The 22,297-nt window shown below is 66.0% G+C and carries 25 protein-coding genes; 23 read left to right on the top strand and 2 right to left on the bottom strand.

The window, feature by feature from the left end:
* The first annotated feature begins 8 nt into the window (after positions 1 to 8).
* From mmsB to FCT00_RS10925, 3 genes are all read left to right on the top strand, one after another.
* Positions 9 to 881 (top strand): 3-hydroxyisobutyrate dehydrogenase, encoded by an 873-nt coding sequence (mmsB, locus tag FCT00_RS10935; RefSeq protein ID WP_138423045.1) that lies wholly within the window; start codon positions 9 to 11, stop codon positions 879 to 881.
* A 1-nt stretch (position 882) separates the two neighbouring features.
* Positions 883 to 1,542, top strand: coding sequence for a Crp/Fnr family transcriptional regulator (locus tag FCT00_RS10930; RefSeq protein WP_138423044.1), 660 nt, complete (start codon positions 883 to 885; stop codon positions 1,540 to 1,542).
* A 72-nt stretch (positions 1,543 to 1,614) separates the two neighbouring features.
* The gene (locus FCT00_RS10925) at positions 1,615 to 1,821 is read left to right on the top strand and encodes a YgaP family membrane protein (protein WP_008328355.1); all 207 of its coding nucleotides are present in this window, start codon (positions 1,615 to 1,617) and stop codon (positions 1,819 to 1,821) included.
* A gap of 123 nt (positions 1,822 to 1,944) precedes the next feature.
* On the opposite strand, the gene FCT00_RS10920 is transcribed toward FCT00_RS10925, so the two are convergent.
* Entirely contained in the window at positions 1,945 to 3,585 is a 1,641-nt protein-coding gene (locus tag FCT00_RS10920; RefSeq protein ID WP_138423043.1) for an NAD(P)H-hydrate dehydratase, read from the bottom strand.
* A 173-nt stretch (positions 3,586 to 3,758) separates the two neighbouring features.
* On the opposite strand from FCT00_RS10920, the gene FCT00_RS10915 reads away from it, so the two are divergent.
* The 3 genes from FCT00_RS10915 (at position 3,759) to FCT00_RS21445 (ending at position 5,931) form a co-directional block, all read left to right on the top strand.
* Positions 3,759 to 4,097: a P-II family nitrogen regulator gene (locus FCT00_RS10915; RefSeq protein ID WP_008328352.1), complete on the top strand. Its 339-nt coding sequence runs from the start codon at positions 3,759 to 3,761 to the stop codon at positions 4,095 to 4,097.
* A gap of 60 nt (positions 4,098 to 4,157) precedes the next feature.
* Positions 4,158 to 5,564, top strand: a complete 1,407-nt coding sequence (gene glnA / locus FCT00_RS10910) for a type I glutamate--ammonia ligase (protein ID WP_008328344.1) — start codon at positions 4,158 to 4,160, stop codon at positions 5,562 to 5,564.
* A gap of 199 nt (positions 5,565 to 5,763) precedes the next feature.
* Positions 5,764 to 5,931, top strand: a complete 168-nt coding sequence (locus FCT00_RS21445; RefSeq protein ID WP_171042962.1) for a hypothetical protein — start codon at positions 5,764 to 5,766, stop codon at positions 5,929 to 5,931.
* 287 nt (positions 5,932 to 6,218) lie between these two features.
* Here FCT00_RS21445 and FCT00_RS10905 read toward each other — a convergent pair whose 3' ends face one another.
* A complete protein-coding gene (locus FCT00_RS10905) occupies positions 6,219 to 7,118 on the bottom strand; it encodes an endonuclease/exonuclease/phosphatase family protein (protein WP_138423042.1) in 900 nt (299 codons plus the stop codon).
* A gap of 126 nt (positions 7,119 to 7,244) precedes the next feature.
* Between FCT00_RS10905 and FCT00_RS10900 the strand changes: the two genes are divergently transcribed.
* The 17 genes from FCT00_RS10900 (at position 7,245) to FCT00_RS10820 (ending at position 22,223) form a co-directional block, all read left to right on the top strand.
* Positions 7,245 to 8,465, top strand: coding sequence for a bifunctional alpha/beta hydrolase/OsmC family protein (locus tag FCT00_RS10900; protein WP_138423041.1), 1,221 nt, complete (start codon positions 7,245 to 7,247; stop codon positions 8,463 to 8,465).
* A gap of 47 nt (positions 8,466 to 8,512) precedes the next feature.
* The gene (gene alr, locus FCT00_RS10895; RefSeq protein ID WP_138423040.1) at positions 8,513 to 9,562 is read left to right on the top strand and encodes an alanine racemase; all 1,050 of its coding nucleotides are present in this window, start codon (positions 8,513 to 8,515) and stop codon (positions 9,560 to 9,562) included.
* Positions 9,559 to 10,344 (top strand): MlaE family ABC transporter permease, encoded by a 786-nt coding sequence (locus FCT00_RS10890; protein ID WP_235888991.1) that lies wholly within the window; start codon positions 9,559 to 9,561, stop codon positions 10,342 to 10,344. The genes alr and FCT00_RS10890 overlap by 4 nt, the downstream gene beginning before the upstream one ends.
* Complete coding sequence (locus FCT00_RS10885; RefSeq protein WP_138423039.1) at positions 10,341 to 11,057, top strand: ABC transporter ATP-binding protein; 717 nt, start codon at positions 10,341 to 10,343, stop codon at positions 11,055 to 11,057. The genes FCT00_RS10890 and FCT00_RS10885 overlap by 4 nt, the downstream gene beginning before the upstream one ends.
* A 116-nt stretch (positions 11,058 to 11,173) precedes the next feature.
* On the top strand, positions 11,174 to 11,983 hold the full coding sequence (locus FCT00_RS10880) for a DNA repair protein (protein WP_235888989.1): 810 nt from the start codon (positions 11,174 to 11,176) through the stop codon (positions 11,981 to 11,983).
* Positions 11,984 to 12,143: 160 nt separating this feature from the next.
* Positions 12,144 to 12,950, top strand: coding sequence for a DNA repair protein (locus tag FCT00_RS10875; protein ID WP_235888987.1), 807 nt, complete (start codon positions 12,144 to 12,146; stop codon positions 12,948 to 12,950).
* Between the two features lie 17 nt (positions 12,951 to 12,967).
* Entirely contained in the window at positions 12,968 to 13,405 is a 438-nt protein-coding gene (locus tag FCT00_RS10870) for a paraquat-inducible protein A (protein ID WP_008328335.1), read from the top strand.
* 130 nt (positions 13,406 to 13,535) lie between these two features.
* The gene (radA, locus tag FCT00_RS10865) at positions 13,536 to 14,903 is read left to right on the top strand and encodes a DNA repair protein RadA (RefSeq protein WP_138423038.1); all 1,368 of its coding nucleotides are present in this window, start codon (positions 13,536 to 13,538) and stop codon (positions 14,901 to 14,903) included.
* Between the two features lie 25 nt (positions 14,904 to 14,928).
* A complete protein-coding gene (locus FCT00_RS10860) occupies positions 14,929 to 15,510 on the top strand; it encodes a CvpA family protein (protein WP_008328333.1) in 582 nt (193 codons plus the stop codon).
* Between the two features lie 130 nt (positions 15,511 to 15,640).
* On the top strand, positions 15,641 to 17,122 hold the full coding sequence (gene purF, locus FCT00_RS10855) for an amidophosphoribosyltransferase (RefSeq protein WP_138423299.1): 1,482 nt from the start codon (positions 15,641 to 15,643) through the stop codon (positions 17,120 to 17,122).
* A gap of 190 nt (positions 17,123 to 17,312) precedes the next feature.
* Entirely contained in the window at positions 17,313 to 17,600 is a 288-nt protein-coding gene (locus tag FCT00_RS10850) for a pilus assembly protein PilP (protein WP_138423037.1), read from the top strand.
* Positions 17,601 to 17,638: 38 nt separating this feature from the next.
* Positions 17,639 to 18,004, top strand: coding sequence for an iron chaperone (locus tag FCT00_RS10845; protein ID WP_138423036.1), 366 nt, complete (start codon positions 17,639 to 17,641; stop codon positions 18,002 to 18,004).
* 18 nt (positions 18,005 to 18,022) lie between these two features.
* Entirely contained in the window at positions 18,023 to 18,790 is a 768-nt protein-coding gene (locus tag FCT00_RS10840; protein WP_138423035.1) for a hypothetical protein, read from the top strand.
* 71 nt (positions 18,791 to 18,861) lie between these two features.
* The gene (locus tag FCT00_RS10835) at positions 18,862 to 19,512 is read left to right on the top strand and encodes an SDR family NAD(P)-dependent oxidoreductase (protein ID WP_138423034.1); all 651 of its coding nucleotides are present in this window, start codon (positions 18,862 to 18,864) and stop codon (positions 19,510 to 19,512) included.
* Between the two features lie 71 nt (positions 19,513 to 19,583).
* Positions 19,584 to 20,369, top strand: coding sequence for a 5'/3'-nucleotidase SurE (surE, locus tag FCT00_RS10830; protein ID WP_138423033.1), 786 nt, complete (start codon positions 19,584 to 19,586; stop codon positions 20,367 to 20,369).
* Positions 20,366 to 21,019: a protein-L-isoaspartate(D-aspartate) O-methyltransferase gene (locus FCT00_RS10825; RefSeq protein ID WP_008328326.1), complete on the top strand. Its 654-nt coding sequence runs from the start codon at positions 20,366 to 20,368 to the stop codon at positions 21,017 to 21,019. The genes surE and FCT00_RS10825 overlap by 4 nt, the downstream gene beginning before the upstream one ends.
* Before the next feature lie 52 nt (positions 21,020 to 21,071).
* Positions 21,072 to 22,223, top strand: coding sequence for a M23 family metallopeptidase (locus FCT00_RS10820; protein ID WP_138423032.1), 1,152 nt, complete (start codon positions 21,072 to 21,074; stop codon positions 22,221 to 22,223).
* The last annotated feature ends 74 nt before the right edge of the window (positions 22,224 to 22,297 follow it).

Below are 22,297 nucleotides of genomic sequence, written 5' to 3'. Positions count from 1 at the left end.
AGGATGACATGAAGATCGGATTTATTGGCCTCGGCAACATGGGCGGACCGATGGCCGCCAACCTCGTCGCCGCCGGGCATGAGGTGACGGGCTTCGACCTCGCCGCCCCGATGCCCGAAGGCGTGACCAAGGCCGACACCGCGGCAGAGGCCGCGAAGGGCGCCGAAGTGGTCATCACCATGCTGCCCAACGGCAAGATCCTGCGCGCCGTGGCGGACGAGATCGTGCCGGCGATGGACAAGGGTGCGCTTTTTGCCGACTGCTCCACCGTCGACGTGGAAAGCGCGCGCGCCGTGGCCGATCAGGCGATGGAAGCCGGGCTTCTGGCGATCGACGCGCCGGTTTCGGGCGGCATCACGGGCGCGGCGAACGGCACGCTCACCTTCATGGCGGGCGGATCTGAGGAAGCCTTCGACAAGGTGAAACCCCTGCTCGACATCATGGGGCAGAAAGCCGTGCATTGCGGCCCGGCGGGCAACGGTCAGGCCGCCAAGATCTGTAACAACATGATCCTCGGCGCGACCATGATCGTCACTTGCGAGGCTTTTGCGCTGGCCGACAAGCTGGGCCTCGACCGGCAGGCGATGTATGACGTCGTCTCGACTTCGTCGGGTTACAGCTGGACGATGAACGCCTACACCCCTGCCCCCGGCATCGGCGCGACCAGCCCGGCCGACAACGGCTACAAGCCCGGCTTCGCGAGCGAACTGATGCTCAAGGACCTGCGCCTTGCCATGCAGGCCGCCGAGGCAGCGGATGCCGACACCCCCATGGGCGAAGCCGCGATGAAACTCTACGCGCAATTCGTCGAGAACGAAGGCGGCGAAGGCACCGATTTCTCGGCCATGCTGCCCCGGTTCGAAGAGCGCGGACGCGGCTGACGTGTCCGGCTGGGTCGACGCGGCTCAGGAGCTTGCGGCGCTCGAGCCGCCGGCCCGGACCGCGCTCGCCCGGCTGAAACCGCTTGAGGTGCCCGAGGGCGCCGTCCTTTTCTCGCCGGGCGAAACGGTGAAAGGCTATGTCGTCGTCCTGACCGGCCATGTGGGCGTGCACCTCGTCGGCCCGAACGGCCGCGACATATTGCTTTACGAGGTCAAGCCCGGCGAAAGCTGCATCCAGTCGACGCTCGGCCTTTTGGGCGGCGACGATTACTCGGCCGAGGCGGTCGCGACGAATGCCACGCGCCTCGTCCTGATCCCGCGCCCGGTCTTTCTCGAACTGGTCGACAGCTCGCCCGCGTTTCGCAAGGTGGTGTTCGCCGCCTTCGCCGAGCGGATGCAGGCGATGATGCAACTGATCGAAACCATGTCGTTCCTCAGGGTCGAAGCGCGGCTGGCCGCCCTGCTCCTCGAACGGGCGGAGGACGGCGAGGTGGCGATGACGCAGGCCGCCATGGCCCGTGCGATCGGATCAGCGCGCGAGGTCGTGTCGCGTCGGCTCGACCGGATGGCCCGCGCCGGGATCATCACGCACGAACGGGGCCGCGTGCGGGTTCTGGATATCGCCGCGCTGGAAAAACTGATCGACAGCCCCGCTGTGTGACCACGTCACATGCAATGTCCTGAAGGTGAGAGTAGACTCACTCCATCAGACACGCATGGACTGGAGGTCATCATGTTCAAGACCAACGAAAGCGGCATGGACCGCATCATTCGCGCCGTGATCGGCATCGCCGCGCTGGTGGTTTTCTTTCTCAACCAAGGCACGACGCTGGGCTGGGTCGCGCTCGTCGTGGCGGTGCTCGCCCTGTTCACCGCCGCCGTGGGCTGGTGCGCGCTGTACACCGTGTTCGGGATCAACACCTGCAAGATGAAGACCTGAGAGGCTTCGCTTCGGCTTGCGCCGGAGCGACCGACGCGAGGGGCCTTGCCCCGTCGCCATTGTCGCTCGCACCAATGGCGCTGAAGTGACGACCTCCCCGAAGTATTTTCGGACCAGAGAAGATCAGACGCCGAGGGCGCGAAACACCTTCGGCAGTTCTTCGGGGAGGTCTTCGGCAATGAGACCGGGGCCGAAGCTGAGGGCGGCTTCGGTGTGGAGCCAAGCGGCGGTTTCGGCAGCCGTCACGGGGGCGTAGCCGCGCGCCAGAAGTCCCGTGACCAGACCGGCGAGCACATCGCCCGACCCGGCCGTCGCCAGCCATGGGGCGGCGCGGTCGTAGCAGGCCGCGTTGATGGCCGCGTCACCCGTTTCATCCGCGATCACCGTGTCCGGGCCTTTGAGAAGCACCGTGCAGCCTGCGCGCTCGGCGGCGTCGCGCGCCGCGTCGACCTTGGAATAGGCCGGGCCGGTCGTTGCAGGCGCGTTCAGGCGGGCGGAGAGGTCGGGGAAAAGCCGCGCGAATTCGCCTGCGTGGGGCGTGAGCACGCACCCGTCGTGGAGCATCGTGAACAGGCCGCCGGGATCGTCCGCGAAGGCCGAGAGCGCATCGGCGTCCAGCACGACGCCGCCCACATCCCGATCCCGCGTCGCGTCCAGCGCCACCGGGACAAGATCACGGGCGCGCGGCTGCCCTAACCCCGGCCCCAAACAGATCGCGTTGAGGCGCTTGTCATGCAGCAGGTCCGCAAGCGCCGCGGCCCCCTCGGCCTCGTGCAGCATGATCGCGGTCAGCTGGGCCGCGTTCTCGGCCATGGCGTCACGCGGCGCCGCGACGGTCACCAGCCCGGCCCCCACGCGCAGGGCAGCGCGGGCGGCGAGTCTGGCGGCCCCGGTGCGCCCGGCAGGCCCCGACAGGATCACCGCATGGCCGTGGCCGAATTTGTGGGAGGCCACGTCTTTGGCCAACTGGAGCGCCTGAAGGCTGATCTCCGGCCTGCCCAAAAGGTCGATATGCCGGACTGCCGCGAGGTCGAGGTGTTCGACCACGTTCCATGTCAGGTAGGCGCGGGCGATGTCGTCCTCGACCCCGATGGGGGCGACCACAAGCTTGTGCCGCGTGTCTCCCGCATAAGGCAGGAGCATATGCCCGACCTTCGCCGCGCCGAAGGTGACCGTCAGAGCGGGCCAATACGGCAGCTCGTCCCCCTGCTCGTCGCCGCCGATGACCCGCCCGCTGTCGGCATCCACGCCCGAGGCGATGTCGACCGCCACGACGGGCGGGCGTGGGGGCGCCGCCGCGTTGGGGCGCGTCGCTGCGACCATCAGCGCGTTCAGCACCTCGACCGGCAAGGGCCGGGTCAGGCCCGTTCCGAACAGGGCATCGACGGTGACGGCCGCGTCCCTGAAGGTGGTATCGTCCAGCGCGGACAGCGGGGCGCAGCCGCCGATCCGGCACCACCGCTCGTAATTCGTCCGCGCATCGGGCGGCAATCTGTCCGGATCGCCGTAGGCGAAGACCGCGACCGACCAGCCGCGCGCCGCCAGAAGCCGCGCGACGACGTAACCATCGCCGCCGTTGTTGCCCGGACCGCAAAGCACGACGGCGCCGTGGGCCCCTTCGGTAAGCTCCGGCCATGTCTCGCAAATCGCTTGGACGACGCCCTGCCCCGCCCGCTCCATCAGCGCGAGCCCGGTGACCTTGCCCGACGAGATCGCAGCCTGTTCGATGGCGCGCATTTGGGCGGCGGTCACGAGTTCCGACATGGTTTCTGCCCCAATTTTTCGCAAACCGCCCGAAAGTCGATCAGATTGCATAAATATTGTGCGAAGCGTCTGGAATCCGGCCCGCGCCCCTGCTACCGAAACCCTATCCAATTGTGGCCCCGGATGAGAAGTGGTCTGTGGGCCTCGAACCTGATTTCCGAGGGGGGACAGCCATGAAAAAGATCGAAGCCATCATCAAGCCGTTCAAGCTGGATGAGGTGAAGGAAGCACTCCAGGAAATCGGCGTGCAGGGCCTTTCCGTGATCGAAGTGAAGGGGTTCGGGCGGCAGAAAGGCCATACCGAGCTTTATCGCGGCGCCGAATACGTCGTCGATTTCCTGCCGAAGGTGAAGATCGAGGTCGTGCTTCCCGCCGATCAGGTCGACGCGGCGATCGAGGCGATCGTGGGCGCGGCCAAGACCGACAAGATCGGCGACGGCAAGATCTTCGTCTCGCCCGTCGAGCAGACCATCCGCATCCGCACCGGCGAAACGGGTCACGACGCGATCTGACGTCGCCCTCGCCGGACCGAAAATTCTCAACCGTATCAACTTAGGGGAAAGAGAAGCACAATGAGCAACAAAGACGTTCTCAAGCTTATCAAGGACGAAGATGTCGCCTATGTCGACATTCGCTTCACCGATCCGCGCGGCAAGATGCAGCACGTGACGGTGGTGGCCGATCTGGTCGACGAAGACTTCCTGGAAGAAGGCTTCATGTTCGACGGGTCGTCCGTGGCCGGCTGGAAGTCGATCGAAGCCTCGGACATGAAACTCATGCCCGATCCGGACTCGGTCTATATCGACCCGTTCTACGCCGAAAAGACTCTGGCCGTGCATTGCTCGATCGTCGAGCCCGACACCGGCGAACCCTATGAGCGCGACCCGCGCGGCACGGCGCAAAAGGCCGAAGCCTACCTGATCTCGTCGGGCATCGGCGACGCGTCCTATTTCGGCCCGGAAGCGGAATTCTTCCTGTTCGACGACGTGCGCTATTCGGTCACCCCGAACAAGGTGGCCTATGAGGTCGACGCCGACGGCGCCGCCTGGAACACCGACACCGAGTTCGAGATGGGCAACCTGGGCCACCGCCCCGACTACAAGGGCGGCTACTTCCCGGTGAACCCGTCGGATGACAGCCAGGACATCCGCTCGGAAATGCTGACCACGATGAAGATGATCGGCATGAAGGTGGACAAGCACCACCACGAGGTCGCGACTTCGCAGCACGAGCTGGGCCTGATCTTCGGCTCGCTCACCAAGCAGGCCGACGAGCTTCAGAAGTACAAATACGTGATCCACAACGTGGCCCACGCCTATGGCCGCACCGCGACCTTCATGCCGAAGCCGATCAAGGGCGACAACGGCTCGGGTATGCACGTGAACATGTCGATCTGGAAAGACGGCAAGCCGCTTTTCGCGGGCGACAAGTATGCCGACCTGTCGGATGAGGCCCTGTGGTTCATCGGCGGTATCCTGAAGCACGCGAAAGCGCTCAACGCCTTCACCAACCCGTCCACGAACTCCTACAAGCGTCTGATCCCGGGCTTCGAAGCCCCCGTGCTGCGCGCCTACTCGGCCCGCAACCGTTCGGGCTGCGTGCGTATTCCGTGGACCGAAAGCCCGAAGGCCAAGCGTGTGGAAGCCCGCTTCCCCGATCCGGCGTCGAACCCGTATCTGTGCTTCGCGGCCCTGCTCATGGCCGGCCTCGACGGCATCAAGAACAAGATCGATCCGGGCCCCTCGTCCGACAAGAACCTCTACGATCTGCCGCCTGAAGAGCTGGCCGGTATCCCGACCGTCTGCGGCAGCCTGCGTGAAGCGCTCGAAAGCCTCGCCGAGGATTACGAGTTCCTGACCGCCGGCGACGTGTTCACCAAGGACCAGATCGACGGCTACATGGATCTGAAGTGGGAAGAAGTGTACGAATACGAGCACACCCCGCACCCGATCGAGTACAAGATGTACTACTCCTGCTAATCCCCGCTGGGATCAGCGAAAATTCAAGGGCGTCCCGGTCGGGGCGCCCTTTCCTTTTTATTGACCGGCCCTCAATTGTGTCGCGTTCGGCATGAAATGATACGAAATCGGCCCCAGTGTTTCCCCAACGCCGCCGCGGCCAAGGGTAAGGATAACCACCATCCGAAAGGATAATTCCAACGAACCACAGAGCAGAACCATGTTGAGCAACGCATTCTTCAAAACCCTGGACGCGCAGGATTTCCAGCGCGCGTTCTACGAGAGCCGCCTTGCGCTCGCCTTTCGCAGCACGCGGGAAGCGGGCGAATCCACCCGGACGCATATTCGGCGCTGGATCGACGGGAAATTCGTTTCCGTGCCCGTCTGACCTGCATCCGTTCCTCCAAATGTGACAAAACCGGGGTCTCGGCCCCGGTTTTTTCGCCTTTAGACGGTAGGGTTTCCCCAACCTGTGACGGAACTGGGGCGGCAACAATCCGTTTCCGCCCGGTTTCGGGCAAAGCACGACCACATGGCTGGAGGATAACCAACCTGTTCGAGAGAACATGGTCAGGAGGGCGACGCACCTCGCCACGGTAATCCCACAGGTCCGTGGCTGGCGCACCCTCATTCTTAGGGCGATCCGCACCCGGCGTGCTGGATCGCCCCTTTTTTTCAGCCCTCGCCCAAGGTGTATTCCGCCCAGACGCCCCAGTGGTCCGAGCCGAGTTTCGGCAAGGCGCGGGTGACGCCCCGTCCACCCGTGGCGAGGATGTTGTCGATCTGGACCCGCAAGACCCCGGCCACGGCATAAGTGACGACGGCCCGCCCGACGCGCTCGGCCCCGGCCGCCTGCGCGATCCGCTCGACACTCGCGGCCCAAGGCACGACGTTGAAGTCGCCCGCGATGATCTTGGGGCCGACGAGCGCGGCAAGCTCGGGCACCATGCGGTCCGCGTGGAAGGCGTTCATATAGGGCCACACCCAGCGCAGGTGGGTCGAAATCACCCACACCGGCCCGTTCGGCCCTTCGACCTGAACGCCCGCCATACGTGTGGCGCAAAAGGCGGTGTCGGCGACCGGCGGGTAATCGGCAAAGACCGCGAGACCGATGGATTCGGGCGTGTCGCAGGCCACCCCCGCCGGATAGCGGTCGAAGAGGTCGTCGAGGATCAGGGCGCTGCTACCCGCAGCCTCCTGCAAGGTCACGACCGTAGGATCGCGGGCGAGAATATCGTCCAGCACCCGGCGCGGGTCGTCGTTGTGATAAAGCATGTTCTTTTGGTAGTGCCGCACCACGCCAGCACCCTCGCCCGGCGGAAACTGCCGCCCGAACGGCAGAACCCCTGCCATGACGAACACGCCCAGCCCTAGCCCCAGATTGACGAGCCCCTGATTGCGCACCCCCGCCTGAAGCTGGAGCGCACCGACAAGCGCCAGCGCCCCCGCGACGTAAAGCCGAAAGACCGCGAAGGTATCGCCCACGGGGTGAAGTTCGCCGAGAAACCCGGCGAGTACGGCGACAAGCAATCCCCCCGCGACGATCCGCAGGGCCTTGGGTGAAAGCATCTTCATGCCCCTTCCATACGCATTGGCCTGAACGAGGTAAAACGCCAACACCCGGATGCCCGCGCGAAAGTGAAGCATTGGCAAACTTCGCCTGCGCCTCCATCTCTGAACCATCAAGACGGAGGGACAGGTATGACGACCGAGAAGTTCGAGTTCGAGGGCCATGACGGGTCGATGCTGGCCGCGCGGCTGGATCTTCCTCCGGGGCGCGTGCGGGCGACGGCCCTGTTCGCGCACTGTTTCACCTGCTCGAAAGACATCCTGCCCGCGCGCCGCATCGCGCAACGCCTGAATGCCGCCGGGATCGCGGTGCTCCGGTTCGACTTCACCGGGCTGGGGCACAGCGAGGGGGAGTTCTCGAACACCACCTTCACCTCGAACGTTGAAGACCTGACCAAGGCGGCACAGGCCCTTGCCGCCCGCGACCTTGCCCCCGCCCTGCTCATCGGACACTCGCTTGGGGGTGCCGCGGTGCTGAAAGCCGCCGGGCAGATCGGCGCGATCAAAGCGGTCGTCACCTTGGGCGCGCCGTTCGCGCCGGATCACGTCACCCACAACTTCGCCGACAAGCTGGACGAGATCACGCGAGACGGGTCGGCCGAGGTCAATCTGGGCGGGCGCACCTTCACCATCGGGCGCGACTTCGTCGAGGATATCCGGGCCGAGAGCCTGAAACCGGCGATCCGCGACCTGCACGCCGCGCTGCTTGTCATGCACGCACCACGCGACGCCGTGGTGGGCATCGACAACGCGGAATCGATCTTCCGCGCCGCAAAACACCCGAAGAGTTTCGTGACGCTGGACGACGCCGACCACCTGATTTCGCGCGGCGAAGATGCGGAATACGCGGCATCGGTCATCGCCGCTTGGGCGGAACGCTATCTCGATCTGGGCAGCGCCGAAACGACCAAGGCGGTGCCCGAAGGCGTCCTCAGGGTGCGAGAAGCCGATGCCGAGGGGTTCTTGCAGGACGTGAACCAAGGGCCGCATCACCTTTACGCCGACGAGCCGGTGGATTTCGGCGGGACGAACCGGGGACTGTCGCCCTACGGTTTTCTGTCGGCGGGTCTGGGGGCCTGCACCTCGATGACGATCCGGATGTATGCGCGCCGTAAGGGCTGGCCGCTGAAAGACATTCAGGTCGACGTGACCCATGCCAAGGTTCACGCCAAGGACGCCGACCCCGACACCCCGCCGCAGAAGGTCGACGAGTTCATCCGCAAGATCACGCTCACCGGCGATCTGGACGCAGAACAACGTCAGCGCCTGCTGGAAATCGCCGACAAATGCCCCGTCCACAAGACGCTGCATCAGGACAACCGGATCGTGACGGAGCTTACCCACGCGGCCTGACGGCTTTGCGCTTGACGCGGCCCGCGCGCGCGGACAAACCACGCCGCATGGGAACCGGACGTCTACAGATCGACCTCGACGCGATCGCCGCCAACTGGCGCGCGCTCGACGCGAAAACCGCCTCCACCGTGCAGACCGGCGCGGTGGTCAAGGCCGACGGATATGGCCTTGGCGTGGACCGTGTGGCCAAGACGCTGGCCGCCGCCGGCGCGCGCCGCTTCTTCGTCGCGGCCGCCGAGGAAGCCGCAGATGTGCGCGCCGCTCTCGGCCCCGGCCCGGCGATCTTCCTGTTGAACGGGCACATGGCGGGTGACGCGGACATGATCCGCGACCTGAATCTGATCCCGCTGCTGAGTTCGGTGGAACAACTGACCCGCCATGTCGAAACCCTGCCCGGACAGAGCTTCGGCATCCAGCTCGACGCGGGCATGAACCGGCTGGGAATGGAGCCCGCCGAATGGGCCGCCGTGCGTGACATCGCGCTGACTGCCGGGCCGACGCTCATCATGTCGCACCTCGCCTGCGCCGACGAGCCGGAGCACGAGATGAACGCTATGCAGCTTCGCATGTTCACCGAAATGACCGAGGGCTGCGACGTGCCCCGTTCGCTCGCCGCGACCGGCGGCATCCTGCTTGGCCCCGACTACCACTTCGACCTCACCCGCCCCGGCATCGGCCTTTACGGCGCGAGGCCTTTCGAGGAGGCGACGCCCGTGGTCCACCTCGACCTCCCCGTCATCCAGACGCGCGAGATCGGGCGGGGCGAGACCGTGGGCTACGGCAACAGCTGGACCGCCGACGCGCCGACCCGCGTGGCCACCGTGTCGGGCGGTTACGCCGACGGGATCACCCGGCATCTGTCGAACAAAGGCGTGCTCTTCGACGGCGCGACCCCCTGCCCGATCCTTGGCCGGGTCTCGATGGATTCGATCGGCATCGACATCGGTCATCTGGAGATCGTGCCCGAATGGCTGACGCTGATCGGCCCGCATCAGAGCGTCGATGACATCGCCGACACCACCGGCACAATCGGCTACGAAATCCTGACGCAACTCGGCCACCGCTACACCCGCGACTACACCCGAGGCCAGTCGTGACACGCGCCCTGCTGCCCCTGACCCTTCTGGGCCGGGCAGCACTTGGTTTGCTGCGCCGCATCGGCTCGGTCACGCTGTTCTTCCTGAACGCCGTGATCCGGTTCCCCGCCACGCTGCGCTACCCCCGCGAACTGGCCCGCGCGTTCCTGCAAATCGGCTGGCTCTCGCTTCCTGTCGTCGGGCTCACCGCGGTGTTCACCGGCGCGGCGCTGGCGCTTCAGATCTACGCGGGCGGCTCGCGCATCTCGGCCGAGGCCGTGGTGCCCCAGATCGTCGCCATCGGAATCGTCCGGGAACTGGGCCCCATCATGGTCGGCCTGATGATCGCGGCGCGCGTGACCTCGTCCATCGCCGCCGAACTGGCCACCATGAAAGTGTCCGAGCAGGTCGACGCGCTCACCACGCTGTCGACCGACCCGATGACCTACCTGACCGCGCCGCGCGTGCTGGCCGGGCTGGCCACGGTGCCGATCCTCGTGGGCCTCGGCGACATTCTGGGGCTCTTCGGCGGCTTCGTGGTCGCCACGCAGGGTCTGGGCTTCAACGGACCGTCCTATGTGACGACCAGCTGGAACTTCCTCGACCCCGTGGACATCGTGCTGTCGCTCACCAAGGGCGCGGTCTTCGGCGGTATCGCCGTGACGCTCGCATGTCATGCGGGGCTGAATGCCGGGCGCGGCGCGCAGGGCGTGGGGCTTGCCACCAAATCCGCCGTGCAGGCCGCCGCGATCCTCGTGCTCGCCGCCAATGTCGCGTTGACCGGGCTGTTCTTCGGCCAATGATCGAGCTTCAGCATATCTCCAAGTCCTTCGGCACCAAGGAGGTGCTTGACGACATCTCGCTTGCGCTGGACAGCGGCACGAGCCTTGCGATCCTCGGACGCTCGGGCACCGGGAAATCGGTGCTGACACGGATCATTCTGGGCCTCATCACGCCGGACGCGGGCCAGATCCTGATCGAAGGCCAGCCGATGACCCGCCGCGTGCGGCGCGCTTTCCTCGAACAGACCGGGGTGCTGTTTCAGGCCTCGGCCCTCTTCGACAGCCTCACGGTGTGGGAAAACGTGGCGTTTCGCCTGCGCAACGGGCGCGCCCGCGTGGGCCGGACCGAGGCGCGCGAACGGGCCGAAGTCGCGCTGGGGCGCGTGGGGCTGGAACCCCGGGTGGCCGACCTTTTCCCCTCCGACCTGTCGGGGGGCATGCAAAAGCGTGTGGGGCTCGCCCGTGCGATCATCGGCACGCCGAAATACCTCTTTTTCGACGAGCCGAACTCCGGCCTCGACCCGGTGACCTCGACCGACATCGACGCGCTGATCCGCGAACTCGTCACCGATCTGGGCGCGACGGCGATCACGATCACGCATGACATGGCGTCGATCCGCACCATCGCCGACGAGGTTCTGCTGCTCGACGCCGCCCGCGCCCGCTGGCACGGCAGGGTATCCGACCTTGCCAGCGCAGATGACCCGCTTTTGGCCCGGTTTCTCGCCCGCTAGGTCCGGTTTTTCGTCATTCGCGAAACCGCCAAGCAACTTTTTGCCGACGACCCGCGTTGACGGTGAAATGCGCATCAAGCCGGTGCGCGGACATACACCAAGCGAGGGGTGAAGACATGACCCGTTCCACAGGGCTCTTTCCGGCTGCCCAGACGCAGGCACAGGCACTTATCATGGGCGCGATCTGCGCCGTCACCGCCGGGTTGACCGTCGCGACAGCGGGCGCGGCGCTCGGCGTTTTTCCGTGGCTCGAACTTTACGCAGGCTTCAACGGCGCGCCCGTCGCAAACGCCGGTATGATCGCCCAGATCGCCGTCACGGTGCTGTTCGTCCTCTTGTCGCTCTACCTTCCCGCCAACCGCCGGATCATGCGGCTTGAAACCAGCCATCGCCAGTTCAACCTATCGATGGATGACGTGATCCGCGCCTACCGTGCGAGCCACGAAGCCGACCGGGCCGGGGCGTTCAAGCTGCGCGGCGAATTCGACGCGGTGCGGGAACGGATCAACCATATGCGCGAACATCCCGATCTGGGCGCGCTGGAGCCTCAGGTTCTCGAACTGGCCGCACAGATGAGCCACACCTCGCGCGACATCGCCGAAGTCTACTCCAACGAGCGGGTCGAACGCGCGCGCACCTTCCTGCGTCAGCGGCAGGAAGAGATCGAGGCGTTTCAGGAAAACGTCGCGATGGCCAAGCGCACGACCGAGGAACTGCAACAGTGGCTTCAGCAGATCGAGACCGAGGAACATATCGTCGATGGTCAGGTGTCGGCCCTGAAAAAAGACCTCAAGGCGCTGCTCCCCGAGATCGGGCTGGACCTCGAAGACACGCGCACGACCCCGGCACCGACCGTGGTGCCGATGACGCACAAGTCGCAGCTTTCCTCGGGCCGGCCCGTGGTGCCGCAAAAGCCGGATCGCTGACACCGGCGACAATTGTCGAGAAACCTGAAACAGTGGCGTCCATTCGGCGCCACTGTTTTTCATTGAGCCGCTTATCATCCCCCAACATTCTGTTTACGCTGAATTTTATCGGCGCAGCCTGCCTTGGGGGCTAGGTGGCGTTTCGCTTGGGGGTAAAGGTATGAATTCCGTTACGGGGCTATTTTCGGCCGCGCAGCGACAGGTGCAGGTCATCGTCATGGTCCTGATCGCCGTCGCCGCGCTGGCGCTTGTCGTCGCCACGGCCGGGGCGTTTCTGGGCCAACTGCCCTGGGTCGAGATCTACGCGAGTTTCGGCGGCACGCAACTGGCCGAAGCCGGGAAATACCTTCAGATCGGCCTCACGGTGCTATTCGTGCTACTTGCGTTCTACCTGCCTGCCAACCACCGGATCATGCAGCTTGAAAACAGCCACCGGGACTTCGCGATTTCGATGGAGGACGTTGCCCGTGCCTACAGCGCGAGCCACGAGGCCGACCGCAAGAAACTGTTCCGGATCGGCGGGGAGTTCGATTCGGTGCGCGAGCGCATCCGGCATCTGCGCGACCACCCAGATCTGGGCGCGCTGGAACCAGATATCCTCGACCTCGCCGCGCAGATGAGCCACACGTCCCGCGATCTCGCCAGCTCCTATTCCGACGCCTCCGTCGAACGCGCCCGCGCGTTCCTGCGTCAGCGGCAGGAGGAGGTGGACAGGTTCCTCGAAAACATCGCGCTGGCGAAGAAGACGACCGAAGAACTGCGCCACTGGATGCAGCAGATCGAAACCGAAGAGCGGGTCGTGGACAAGCAACTGGCGGCGCTGGAGGCCGACCTGATGTCGCTCCTGCCCGAGCTGGGCTTCGAGGTGGACGACAAGGTCGAAGATCCCGACCAGATCGTCGTCCCCCTGCCCCAGAAAGCTCGCCAGCCCATCACCCCGCGCCGCCCCTCGAAACCCGAGGTCTGAGCGCCTAGATCAATCCGATGGCGTGGCTTCGGTATCTCAACCTGTCCCTGATCGTGCTCTTCCCCCTCGCGTGGGTCGCCCCGCTGTTGCGGGCCGGGCTGAACCTGCCGCTCTTGGGGTTGAAGGAGGTGAGCGTCATCTCGGGTCTCGCGGCCCTTGTCGAGGAGGACCTGTTTCTCGCGCTCATCGTGTTCCTCTTCGCGATCGTGGCCCCGGCGGTGAAAGTGGTCGGCATGGCGTTGATCCAGTTCGGCAGGATCGGGGACCGCGCGAAACCGGTGTTCGGGTTTCTCGGCCGCCTCGCCATGGCCGACATTTTCCTGATGGCGCTTTACGTGGTCATCATCAAGGGCGTGGCGATGACGCGGGTCGAGGTGGGATGGGGGCTGTATCTGTTCACCTTCTGCGTGCTGGCCTCGTTGCTCGTCACGCTGATGGAGCGCAAGCGTGACTGAGTTTCGCGGCGGCTGACGCCGCCACGACCCGTGCGAGGGGCGCTGCCCCTCGCGCTCCCCGGGATATTTCGGACCGGAAAGAGGACGGTGGGGCGCTTGCCTCGCGGGGCGGCGCGAGGCACAAGGCGTCATGGCAAAATCCTCCGCGTCCTTCGTCTGTCAGAGCTGTGGTGCATCCACGTCCAAATGGTCGGGGCGCTGCGAATCCTGCGGCGAGTGGAACACCATCGTCGAAGAAAAGCCGTTGTCGGCGGGGCCTGCGTCCAAGTCACTCGGCGCCGCGCGCGGCCGGGCGGTGGCGCTGACCGATCTCGCCTCGACCGAAAGCCCGCCGCCGCGCACCGTCTCGGGCGTGGCGGAGTTCGACCGGGTTCTGGGGGGCGGGCTGGTGCCGGCGAGTGCGGTGCTGGTCGGCGGCGATCCGGGGATCGGAAAATCGACGCTTCTGTTGCAGGCCGCCGCGCATTTCGCGCGCCAGGGGCTGAAGACGCTTTACGTGTCGGGCGAGGAAGCCAGCGCGCAGGTGCGGATGCGCGCCCAGCGGCTTGGGCTGGCCGATGCGCCCGTGAAGCTCGCCGCCGAGACCAATCTGCGCGACATCCTGACCACGCTGGAGGAGGAGCGTCCCGGTCTGGCGATCATCGATTCGATCCAGACCATGTGGGCCGACAATGTCGACAGCGCGCCGGGCAGCGTAAGTCAGGTGCGCGCCGCCGCGCATGAGCTGGTCACCTTCGCCAAGCGGCGCGGCATGGCGGTCATCCTAGTGGGCCACGTCACCAAGGAAGGCCAGATCGCCGGACCGCGCGTGGTGGAGCACATGGTGGACACCGTGCTGTATTTCGAGGGCGAGCGCGGGCATCAGTTCCGCATCCTGCGCGCCGTCAAGAACCGCTTCGGCCCGGCGGACGAGATCGGCGTGTTCGAAATGACCGGGGGAGGCTTGTCCGAGGTCGCCAACCCGTCGGCCCTGTTCCTGTCGGATCGTGAAGACCCGGCGCCGGGCGCGACCGTGTTCGCGGGCATCGAAGGCACGCGGCCGGTTCTGGTCGAGTTCCAGTGCCTCGTCGCGCCCTCGCCCCTCAGCCAGCCGCGTCGGAGCGTGCTGGGCTGGGACGGCGGCCGACTCGCCATGATCCTCGCCGTGCTCGAGGCGCGCTGCGGCATCCCCTTCGCCGGGCTCGACGTCTATCTGAACGTGGCCGGCGGGATGCGCGTGTCCGAACCCGCGGCCGATCTGGCCGTCGCCTGCGCACTGCTGTCGGCGCGCGAGGATGTGGCGATCCCGCGCGATACCGTCGTTTTCGGTGAAATCTCGCTGTCCGGGGCCTTACGCCCCGTCGGCCAGACCGAAAACAGGTTGAAAGAGGCGCAAAAACTTGGTTTCACAACGGCCATCGCGCCCGCACGATCCAAGGCCGGTGAAAAACCGGGGCTGGCGCTCAAGTCTTACGCGGACCTTGCCGGGTTTGTCGGGGATATGTTCGGCGCCGGATGAGCGCCACTTGTAGAGGGACGGATAGATGGACGGGTTCACGATTGTCGACGGTGTCGTCGCGCTGGTCATTCTCGTCTCGGCCATCCTCGCCTATTCCCGCGGCTTCGTGCGCGAGGGCATGGCCATCGTCGGCTGGGTCGCCGCCGCCGTCATCGCCTATCTCTTCGCGCCACGTTTCGTGCCGCTCATCAAGGAAATCCCGGTTCTGCGCGACTTCATCGCCGACAGTTGCGAACTGTCCGTAATCGCGTCCTTCGCCGCCGTTCTGGCGCTTGCGCTGGTGGTCGTGTCACTGTTCACACCGTTGTTTTCCAGCGTCATCCAGCGGTCGGCCCTGGGCGGCGCGGATCAGGCCCTTGGCTTCGTCTTCGGGGTTCTGCGCGGCATCCTCCTCGTCGCGATCGCGCTGATCGTCTACGACAACGTGGTGACCGCCGACACGGTGGCCGCGGTCGACAATTCGCGCACCGCCAAGGTGTTCGCGCGCACGACCGACAACCTCGACGAGCAGATCCCGGACGATGCGCCGGGCTGGATCGTGGCCCGGTACGAAGAACTGGTGTCCACCTGCACCTCGGGCACGCCCTCGACCACGCCGACCGAGTAAGCCTCGCTTACATAATATCGTTACAAACCGCGCAGCGACCCGTGACACGGGCCAGCCCCTGCTCTATGCAGGGGCCATCCTGCCACCGGATTCGGACAAGCTGCTCATGTCTGCTGCTCGCCAGCCCGCCATGCCGCCCGCGCACCCCTTCGACTTTGACGCCATCCGCGCCTCCGGCGACGAGGACAAGCTGAAAGAGGAATGCGGCGTTTTCGGCGTCATCGGCCTCTCGGATGCGGCCAACTTCGTGGCCCTCGGGCTGCATGCCCTGCAACATCGCGGGCAAGAAGCGGGCGGTATCGTCGCCTATCACCCCGAACACGGGTTCAACTCGGCCCGCCGCTTCGGCTACGTGCGCGACAACTTCACCAAACAATCGCTGATGGAAACGCTGCCGGGGCCGCTATCGATCGGGCACGTGCGCTATTCCACCGCCGGGTCCAAGGGTGCGGCGATCCGCGACGTGCAGCCGTTCTTCGGCGAGTTTTCCATGGGCGGCGCGGCTATCGCGCACAACGGCAACATCACGAACGCCGAAGAACTGAGGCGCGAACTGATCGAGCGCGGTTCGATCTTCCAGTCGTCGAGCGATTCCGAATGCATCATTCACCTGATGGCACGGTCCTTGCAGAAGCAGGCCGCCGAACGGCTAGAAGACGCGCTGCGCCGGGTCGAAGGCGCGTTCTCGGTCGTTGCCATGACGCGCACCAAGCTCATCGGCGTGCGTGACCCGCTGGGCGTGCGGCCTCTGGTGCTCGGCCAATTGGGCGACGGCTGGGTGCTGTCGTCGGAGACCTGTGCGCTCGACATCATCGGCGCCAAGTTCGTGCGCGAAATCGAGCCGGGCGAGATGGTGGTCATCACCGACAAGGGCGTCGAAAGCCGCCAGCCGTTCCGCCCGCAGAAGTCGCGCTTCTGCATTTTCGAACACGTCTATTTCTCGCGTCCCGATTCGATCATCGGGGGCCGCTCGGTCTATGAGACCCGCCGCCAGATCGGTGTTGAGCTTGCGCGTGAGAACCCGGTCGATGCCGACCTCGTCTGTCCCGTGCCGGACTCGGGCACGCCCGCGGCCATCGGTTTCGCCGCCGAAAGCGGGATCGAGTTCGGGCTGGGCATCACCCGCAATCAATACATGGGCCGGACCTTCATCGAACCGACCGAGCAAATCCGCAACATGGGCGTGCGGCTGAAGCTGAACGTGAACCGGGCGCTGATCGAGGGCAAACGCGTGATCCTCGTGGACGACTCGGTGGTGCGCGGCACGACGTCGCGCAAGATCAAGGACATGATCCTCGACGCGGGCGCGAAGGAGGTGCATTTCCGCATCGCCTCCCCGCCGACCGCATGGCCCTGCTTCTACGGTGTCGACACGCCGGAGCGCGACAAGCTGCTCGCCGCGAACATGAGCGAAGACGAGATGTGCGAACACCTTGGGGTGGACAGCCTCAGGTTCATCTCGCTCGACGGGCTGTATCGCGCCGTGGGCGTGGCCGCGGGTCGCGACCCCAAGTCTCCCGCCTATTGCGACGCCTGCTTCTCGGGTGAATACCCGGTGGCCCCGCGCGACATGCTCGCCAAGGGTTTCGAGCTCAAGACAGCGGCGGAATAACGCCGCTACAGGCCCGCCGAGGCTCGCAAAACAAGGCGATCGGCGTGTTTTTGCCGCATTGCAGCATATCGTTCGGCGCTTCCCGGCCCATGCCGGGCCACCCCCCTTTCCCCGGAAATGAACCTGTTGTTTACCGCCAGCCGCTAGTTTTGAGCGAGGCCCACTCCCTCGCGAAACCAGAGGTGACAAAATGGCAGAATCAGGCGCGTTCCCGGTGGGGAACGGGACAAGTCCGATCGTCTCGCAGAATGCGACGAAGCGTGACGAAATCAGGCTCGATCAGGTGCAGCTGGTCGGGATCATGGGCAAGCCCGACGACATGACTGCGCTGTTTCGGATGACGCGGGGCAACATCCTGCGGGTCAAGACCGGCGACCAGAGCCAGATCGGCCGCATCTACGAGATTTCCGAGGCGGGCGTCGTGGTCACACGGTCGAACGGCAATTCGATCTTCATTCCGCCGATCCCAGTCGGATGACGCTGGACGGATCATGTGCCCCGCCGCATGATCCGGCCATGACGGACCCTTTCGCGCCCTACCTCGCCCAACAGCCCGACGAGTTTCGCGCGGCGCTGGACGATTTGGCGAAGCGGATCGAAGCGCGGCTGCCAGCCGATGCCGAGCGCGTCATAAGCTACGCCATGCCCGGCTGGCGCGTGAAGGCCCCCAAGGGCACCAAGATGGCCGCCGGGATGGCGGGGTTCGCGAAACACATCGGCCTGTATCCCCATTGCGGGTCCGTCGTGCCGAAGATCGCTGACCGCCTGCGCGCCGAGGGCATCGCGCATTCGAAATCCGGCATCACCTTTCGCCCCGACACGCCGCCCCCCGACTGGGTTCTGGATGAGATCATCCGGCGCAGGCTGGACGAAATCGGCTGAACCGTGGCACGGTGCGCCATGATTTTTCAGGTATCGCATTTGCGCCCGCTCATTTTCTGTGCCGCGTTCGCCGCACCCGCTCTGACCGCCGCGCAAGAGGTCGATATTTCGATGACCCCGACACCCTGGGGTTCGCAGGTGCTCCAGTCGGACGCGATCACCCCCATCGACAACGCGCTGCCCGGCCAGTGGCGCCTGATCCGGGTCGGCATGACCGACGGGGCGCGAACGCTGGTCGTTCCGGTCGTCGATGCGCAACTGACCATCGGCAGCGATGGCAGCTTCGCGATGGACTACGCCCCCGCCCGCCTGCCCGACGGCACCATGACCGAAAGCGTGCTGCTGGAACTGGACGGCGTGGAGCACGAAATCGCCCCGCCGCCCGACCTCTCGCTGCCGCATGGCTGCCCCGGCGAGGCACAATTCGCCGGTCGTGTCCCCGGCCTTCTGTCGGTCGCCTATGACGTGGACCTTGACACATACGCGCCGACCGAAGCCGAGACCATGACCGAGGACGGCGACGTGAACCTCGACGTGGTCGACGACATCGGCACGATCCTTGGCGTGAACCTGCGCCTCAGGATGTCCACAGACCGCGAGGCGGCGGAGAAACCCACGATGACCTGCGCGGGCGCGGCCTCCAGCACGACCGTCACCGCCGGTCCGCCGTTCGGCTTCATCCCCGGCGAATACCCCTATGCGCTTAACAGCACGCACGACATCCTCGTGATCCAGATGCCCAGCCCGGCAGGACCGATGACGACGTTCGTTTTCACGCCGCTCTGACCCGGCCCCGCGCCTCTGGACAGGCCGCGCAACGTCTGAGATACCGCGACCGACCCGAAGCGGAGTGAAACATGCCCGACAAGATCGCCCTCATCACCGGCGCCTCGCGCGGCCTTGGCGCGGCGCTGGCCGTCGAACTGGCCCCGACGCATCACATCGTGGCCGTGGCCCGCACCACCGGCGCGTTGGAAGAGGTCGACGACCGGATCAAGGCGGTCGGCGGCGAGGCGACGCTCGCCCCGATGGACATCACCAACGCCGACGCCATGGCACAGCTTTGCCGCGCGATCCACGACCGCTGGGGCAAGGTCGACGTCTGGGCGCATACCGCGATCGAGGCGCAGCAACTCATGCCCACCGATCACGTCGCGCTGGCGGAAAAGGACTGGGCCAAATCCGTCGCCGTCAACCTCGACGCCGTGGCGCGCCTGATCGCCTACGTGGCCCCCCTTCTGGGCTCTGACGGGACCGCCGCGTTCTTTCACGACGATCACGCGGGCGAGGCGTTCTTCGGCGCCTACGGCGCGACAAAGGCCGGGCAGATGGCGCTGGCGAAAAGCTGGCAGGCCGAGACCGCCAAGATCGGACCCAAGGTGCGCATCGTGACGCCCCGGCCGCTCGCCACCGCCATGCGCGCCCGTTTCCACCCCGGCGAGAACCGCGAAACGCTGGTCAGCCCGTGGTATGAGGCGAAACGGCTGTTGCCCGAACTCCTCGGCTGATCACAGGCCGTCCGGGCCGCTTGTGAGCCCCCACAGGCTCCCGTATTGAAAGGGAAAGCTGTGGGGTAAACATGCGCATTCTGGTCACCAACGACGACGGCATCAACGCACCGGGGCTGAAGGTGCTGGAGGCGATCGCCGCAGAGGTCGCAGGCCCCGATGGCGAGGTCTGGGTGGTCGCCCCTGCCTTCGAGCAATCCGGCGTCGGCCACTGCATCAGCTACTCGCGCCCGATGATGGTGGCCGAGCTTGGCCCGCGCCGGTTCGCGGCCGAAGGAAGCCCGGCCGATTGCGTGCTCGCAGGCATTGGGGACATCCTGCCCGAGCCGCCGGATCTGGTGCTTTCGGGCGTGAACCGGGGCAACAACGCCGCCGAGAACGCGCTGTATTCCGGCACCATCGGCGGCGCGATGGAAGCCGCGCTTCAAGGCCTCCCCGCGATTGCGCTTTCGCAATTCATCGGGCCGGAGAACTACGCGCGCGACAACCTGTTCGAAGCGGCCGCCGCACACGGCGCCGACACGGTCCGCACCCTGATCGAGCGCGCCCCTTGGCAGGAAACCGCCGACTACCGGCTGTTCTACAACGTGAATTTTCCGCCCGTTCCCGCCTCTGCCGTTCGGGGGATGCGAGCCGGCGCACAGGGCTGGCGCGAGGATACGTTTTTCGGCACCGAGCCGACCACCTCGCCCTCGGGCCGCCGGTTCATCTGGATCAAGGGCGGGCCGCAGCACAAGCCGACGGCCCCCGGCACCGATGCCGCGCTGAACCTCGACGGCTATATTTCCGTCACGCCCATGCGCGCCGATCTGACCGCGCATGACGCCCTGTCCGAGTTGGAGCGCGCGCTGGCATGAGCGACCCGAACGACCCCATCGCCGCGCGGAAGATGCAGTTCCTGTTTCACCTGCGTTCGAAGGGCGTCACGAATACCCGTGTTTTGCAGGCGATGGAGGCCATCGACCGGGGCCTTTTCGTGCGCGGCGTCTTTGCCGACCGGGCTTATGAGGACATGCCGCTGCCCATCGCCAGCGGCCAGACGATCAGCCAGCCGTCCGTCGTGGGGATCATGACCCAGGCGCTGAACGTGCAGCCCCGCGACAAGGTGCTCGAGGTCGGCACAGGCTCCGGCTATCAGGCCGCGATCCTCGCCAAGCTCGCCCGCCGGGTCTATACCGTCGACCGCCACCGGGGCCTTGTCAAAGCCGCGCGCGAGGTGTTCGACGAGCTGGGCCTGCACACGATCACCGCGATCACCGGCGACGGTAGCTTCGGCCTGCCCGAACAGGCCCCCTTCGAACGCATCATCGTGACCGCCGCCGCCGAGGATCCGCCCGGGCCGCTCTTGGCTCAACTGGCCGTTGGCGGTATCATGGTCCTACCGGTGGGCCAGTCGGACCATGTGCAAAGCCTCATCAAAGTGACGCGGAGCGATGACGGGTTCGACTACGAAGAAATCCTGCCGGTGCGTTTCGTGCCGCTTGTGGAAGGTCTGGGACAAGACTAGAGCGGCCAGGGCAAACCCCGGGAACAGGGGTGAAAGAGACGAGGTCGGCAGTATGGATTTGGCGAACACGACGATGACGCGCGCGGTGCGGGGGCTATTGCTTGGCGGGAGCCTTCTGGCGGTCGCGGCCTGCTCCGACGGCATGGGGCGGCCCCTGAACCTCGATTTCGACCTGCGGGGCATCGGCGGCAACAACTTCACCACGGCGGATGCGGCGCGCGAGGCCCGCGCGGCAGCCCGCCCGACGCCCGACGCACGCGGCATCATCTCATACCCGACCTATCAGGTGGCCGTGGCCCGGCAGGGCGACACGCTCTCGGCGCTCGCCAGCCGTGTCGGTCTGCCCGAGGCCGAACTCGCCCGTTACAACGGCCTGAACGCGGGCGCGACCCTGCGCGCGGGCGAAGTCGTCGCCCTGCCCCGGCGCGTCGATGCGGGCAGCGTGGACGTGACCGCCGTGGCGGGTCAGGCGCTCGACCGGATCGGGCCGAACCAGCCGTCGAACAACGCGGGCGCCACGAGCCAGCAGGGCGCGGAACCCCTGCGGCATCAGGTGGCGAGCGGCGAAACCGCCTATTCCATCGCGCGCCTCTATGGCGTGTCGGTGCGGTCGCTGGCCGAATGGAACGGTCTGGGCGGCGACCTGTCTGTGCGTCAGGGCCAATACCTGATGATCCCACCCAAATCCGCCGAGACCGCCGCGCCCAACACCAATTCGGCCCCCGGTGTGGGCACGCCCACACCCTTGCCGCCGTCCTCCAGCAACCCCCTGCCGGAAGGATCGAACCGCACCGCATCGCAAGGGCCGGCCGACACCCCGGCCTCGCCCAACCTCGGGGCGCAGCGCACCTCGGGCGCGGCCATGTCGATGCCTGCGGATGGCCGGATCACGGGCGCCTACGTCAAGGGCAAGTCGGACGGGATCGACATCGCCGCCGCCGCCGGCAGCCCGGTGAAGGCCGCGCAGGGCGGGACGGTCGCGGCGATCACCCGTGACACCGATCAGGTGCCGATCCTCGTCATCCGGCACGAGGGTAACCTGCTGACGGTCTATGCCGGGATCGACAATATCTCGGTCGCAAAGGGCGCGACCGTGAGCCGGGGGCAGACCATCGCGCAGATCCGCGCTTCGGACAGCCCCGCGCTCCACTTCCAGGTGCGTCAGGGCACGTCGTCCGTCGATCCGATGCAATATCTGAATTAACGGTTTCGCCCGGCAAAGCCGGGCGACCCAGGGGGGGGGGGGGGGGGGGGGGGGGGGGGGGGGGGGGGGGGGGG

It is taken from the genome of Maritimibacter alexandrii (assembly GCF_005871115.1).
GTDB lineage: Bacteria > Pseudomonadota > Alphaproteobacteria > Rhodobacterales > Rhodobacteraceae > Maritimibacter > Maritimibacter alkaliphilus.
Note: the sequence above shows the minus strand (reverse complement) of the source record. Positions and strands in the feature narration are given on the sequence as shown.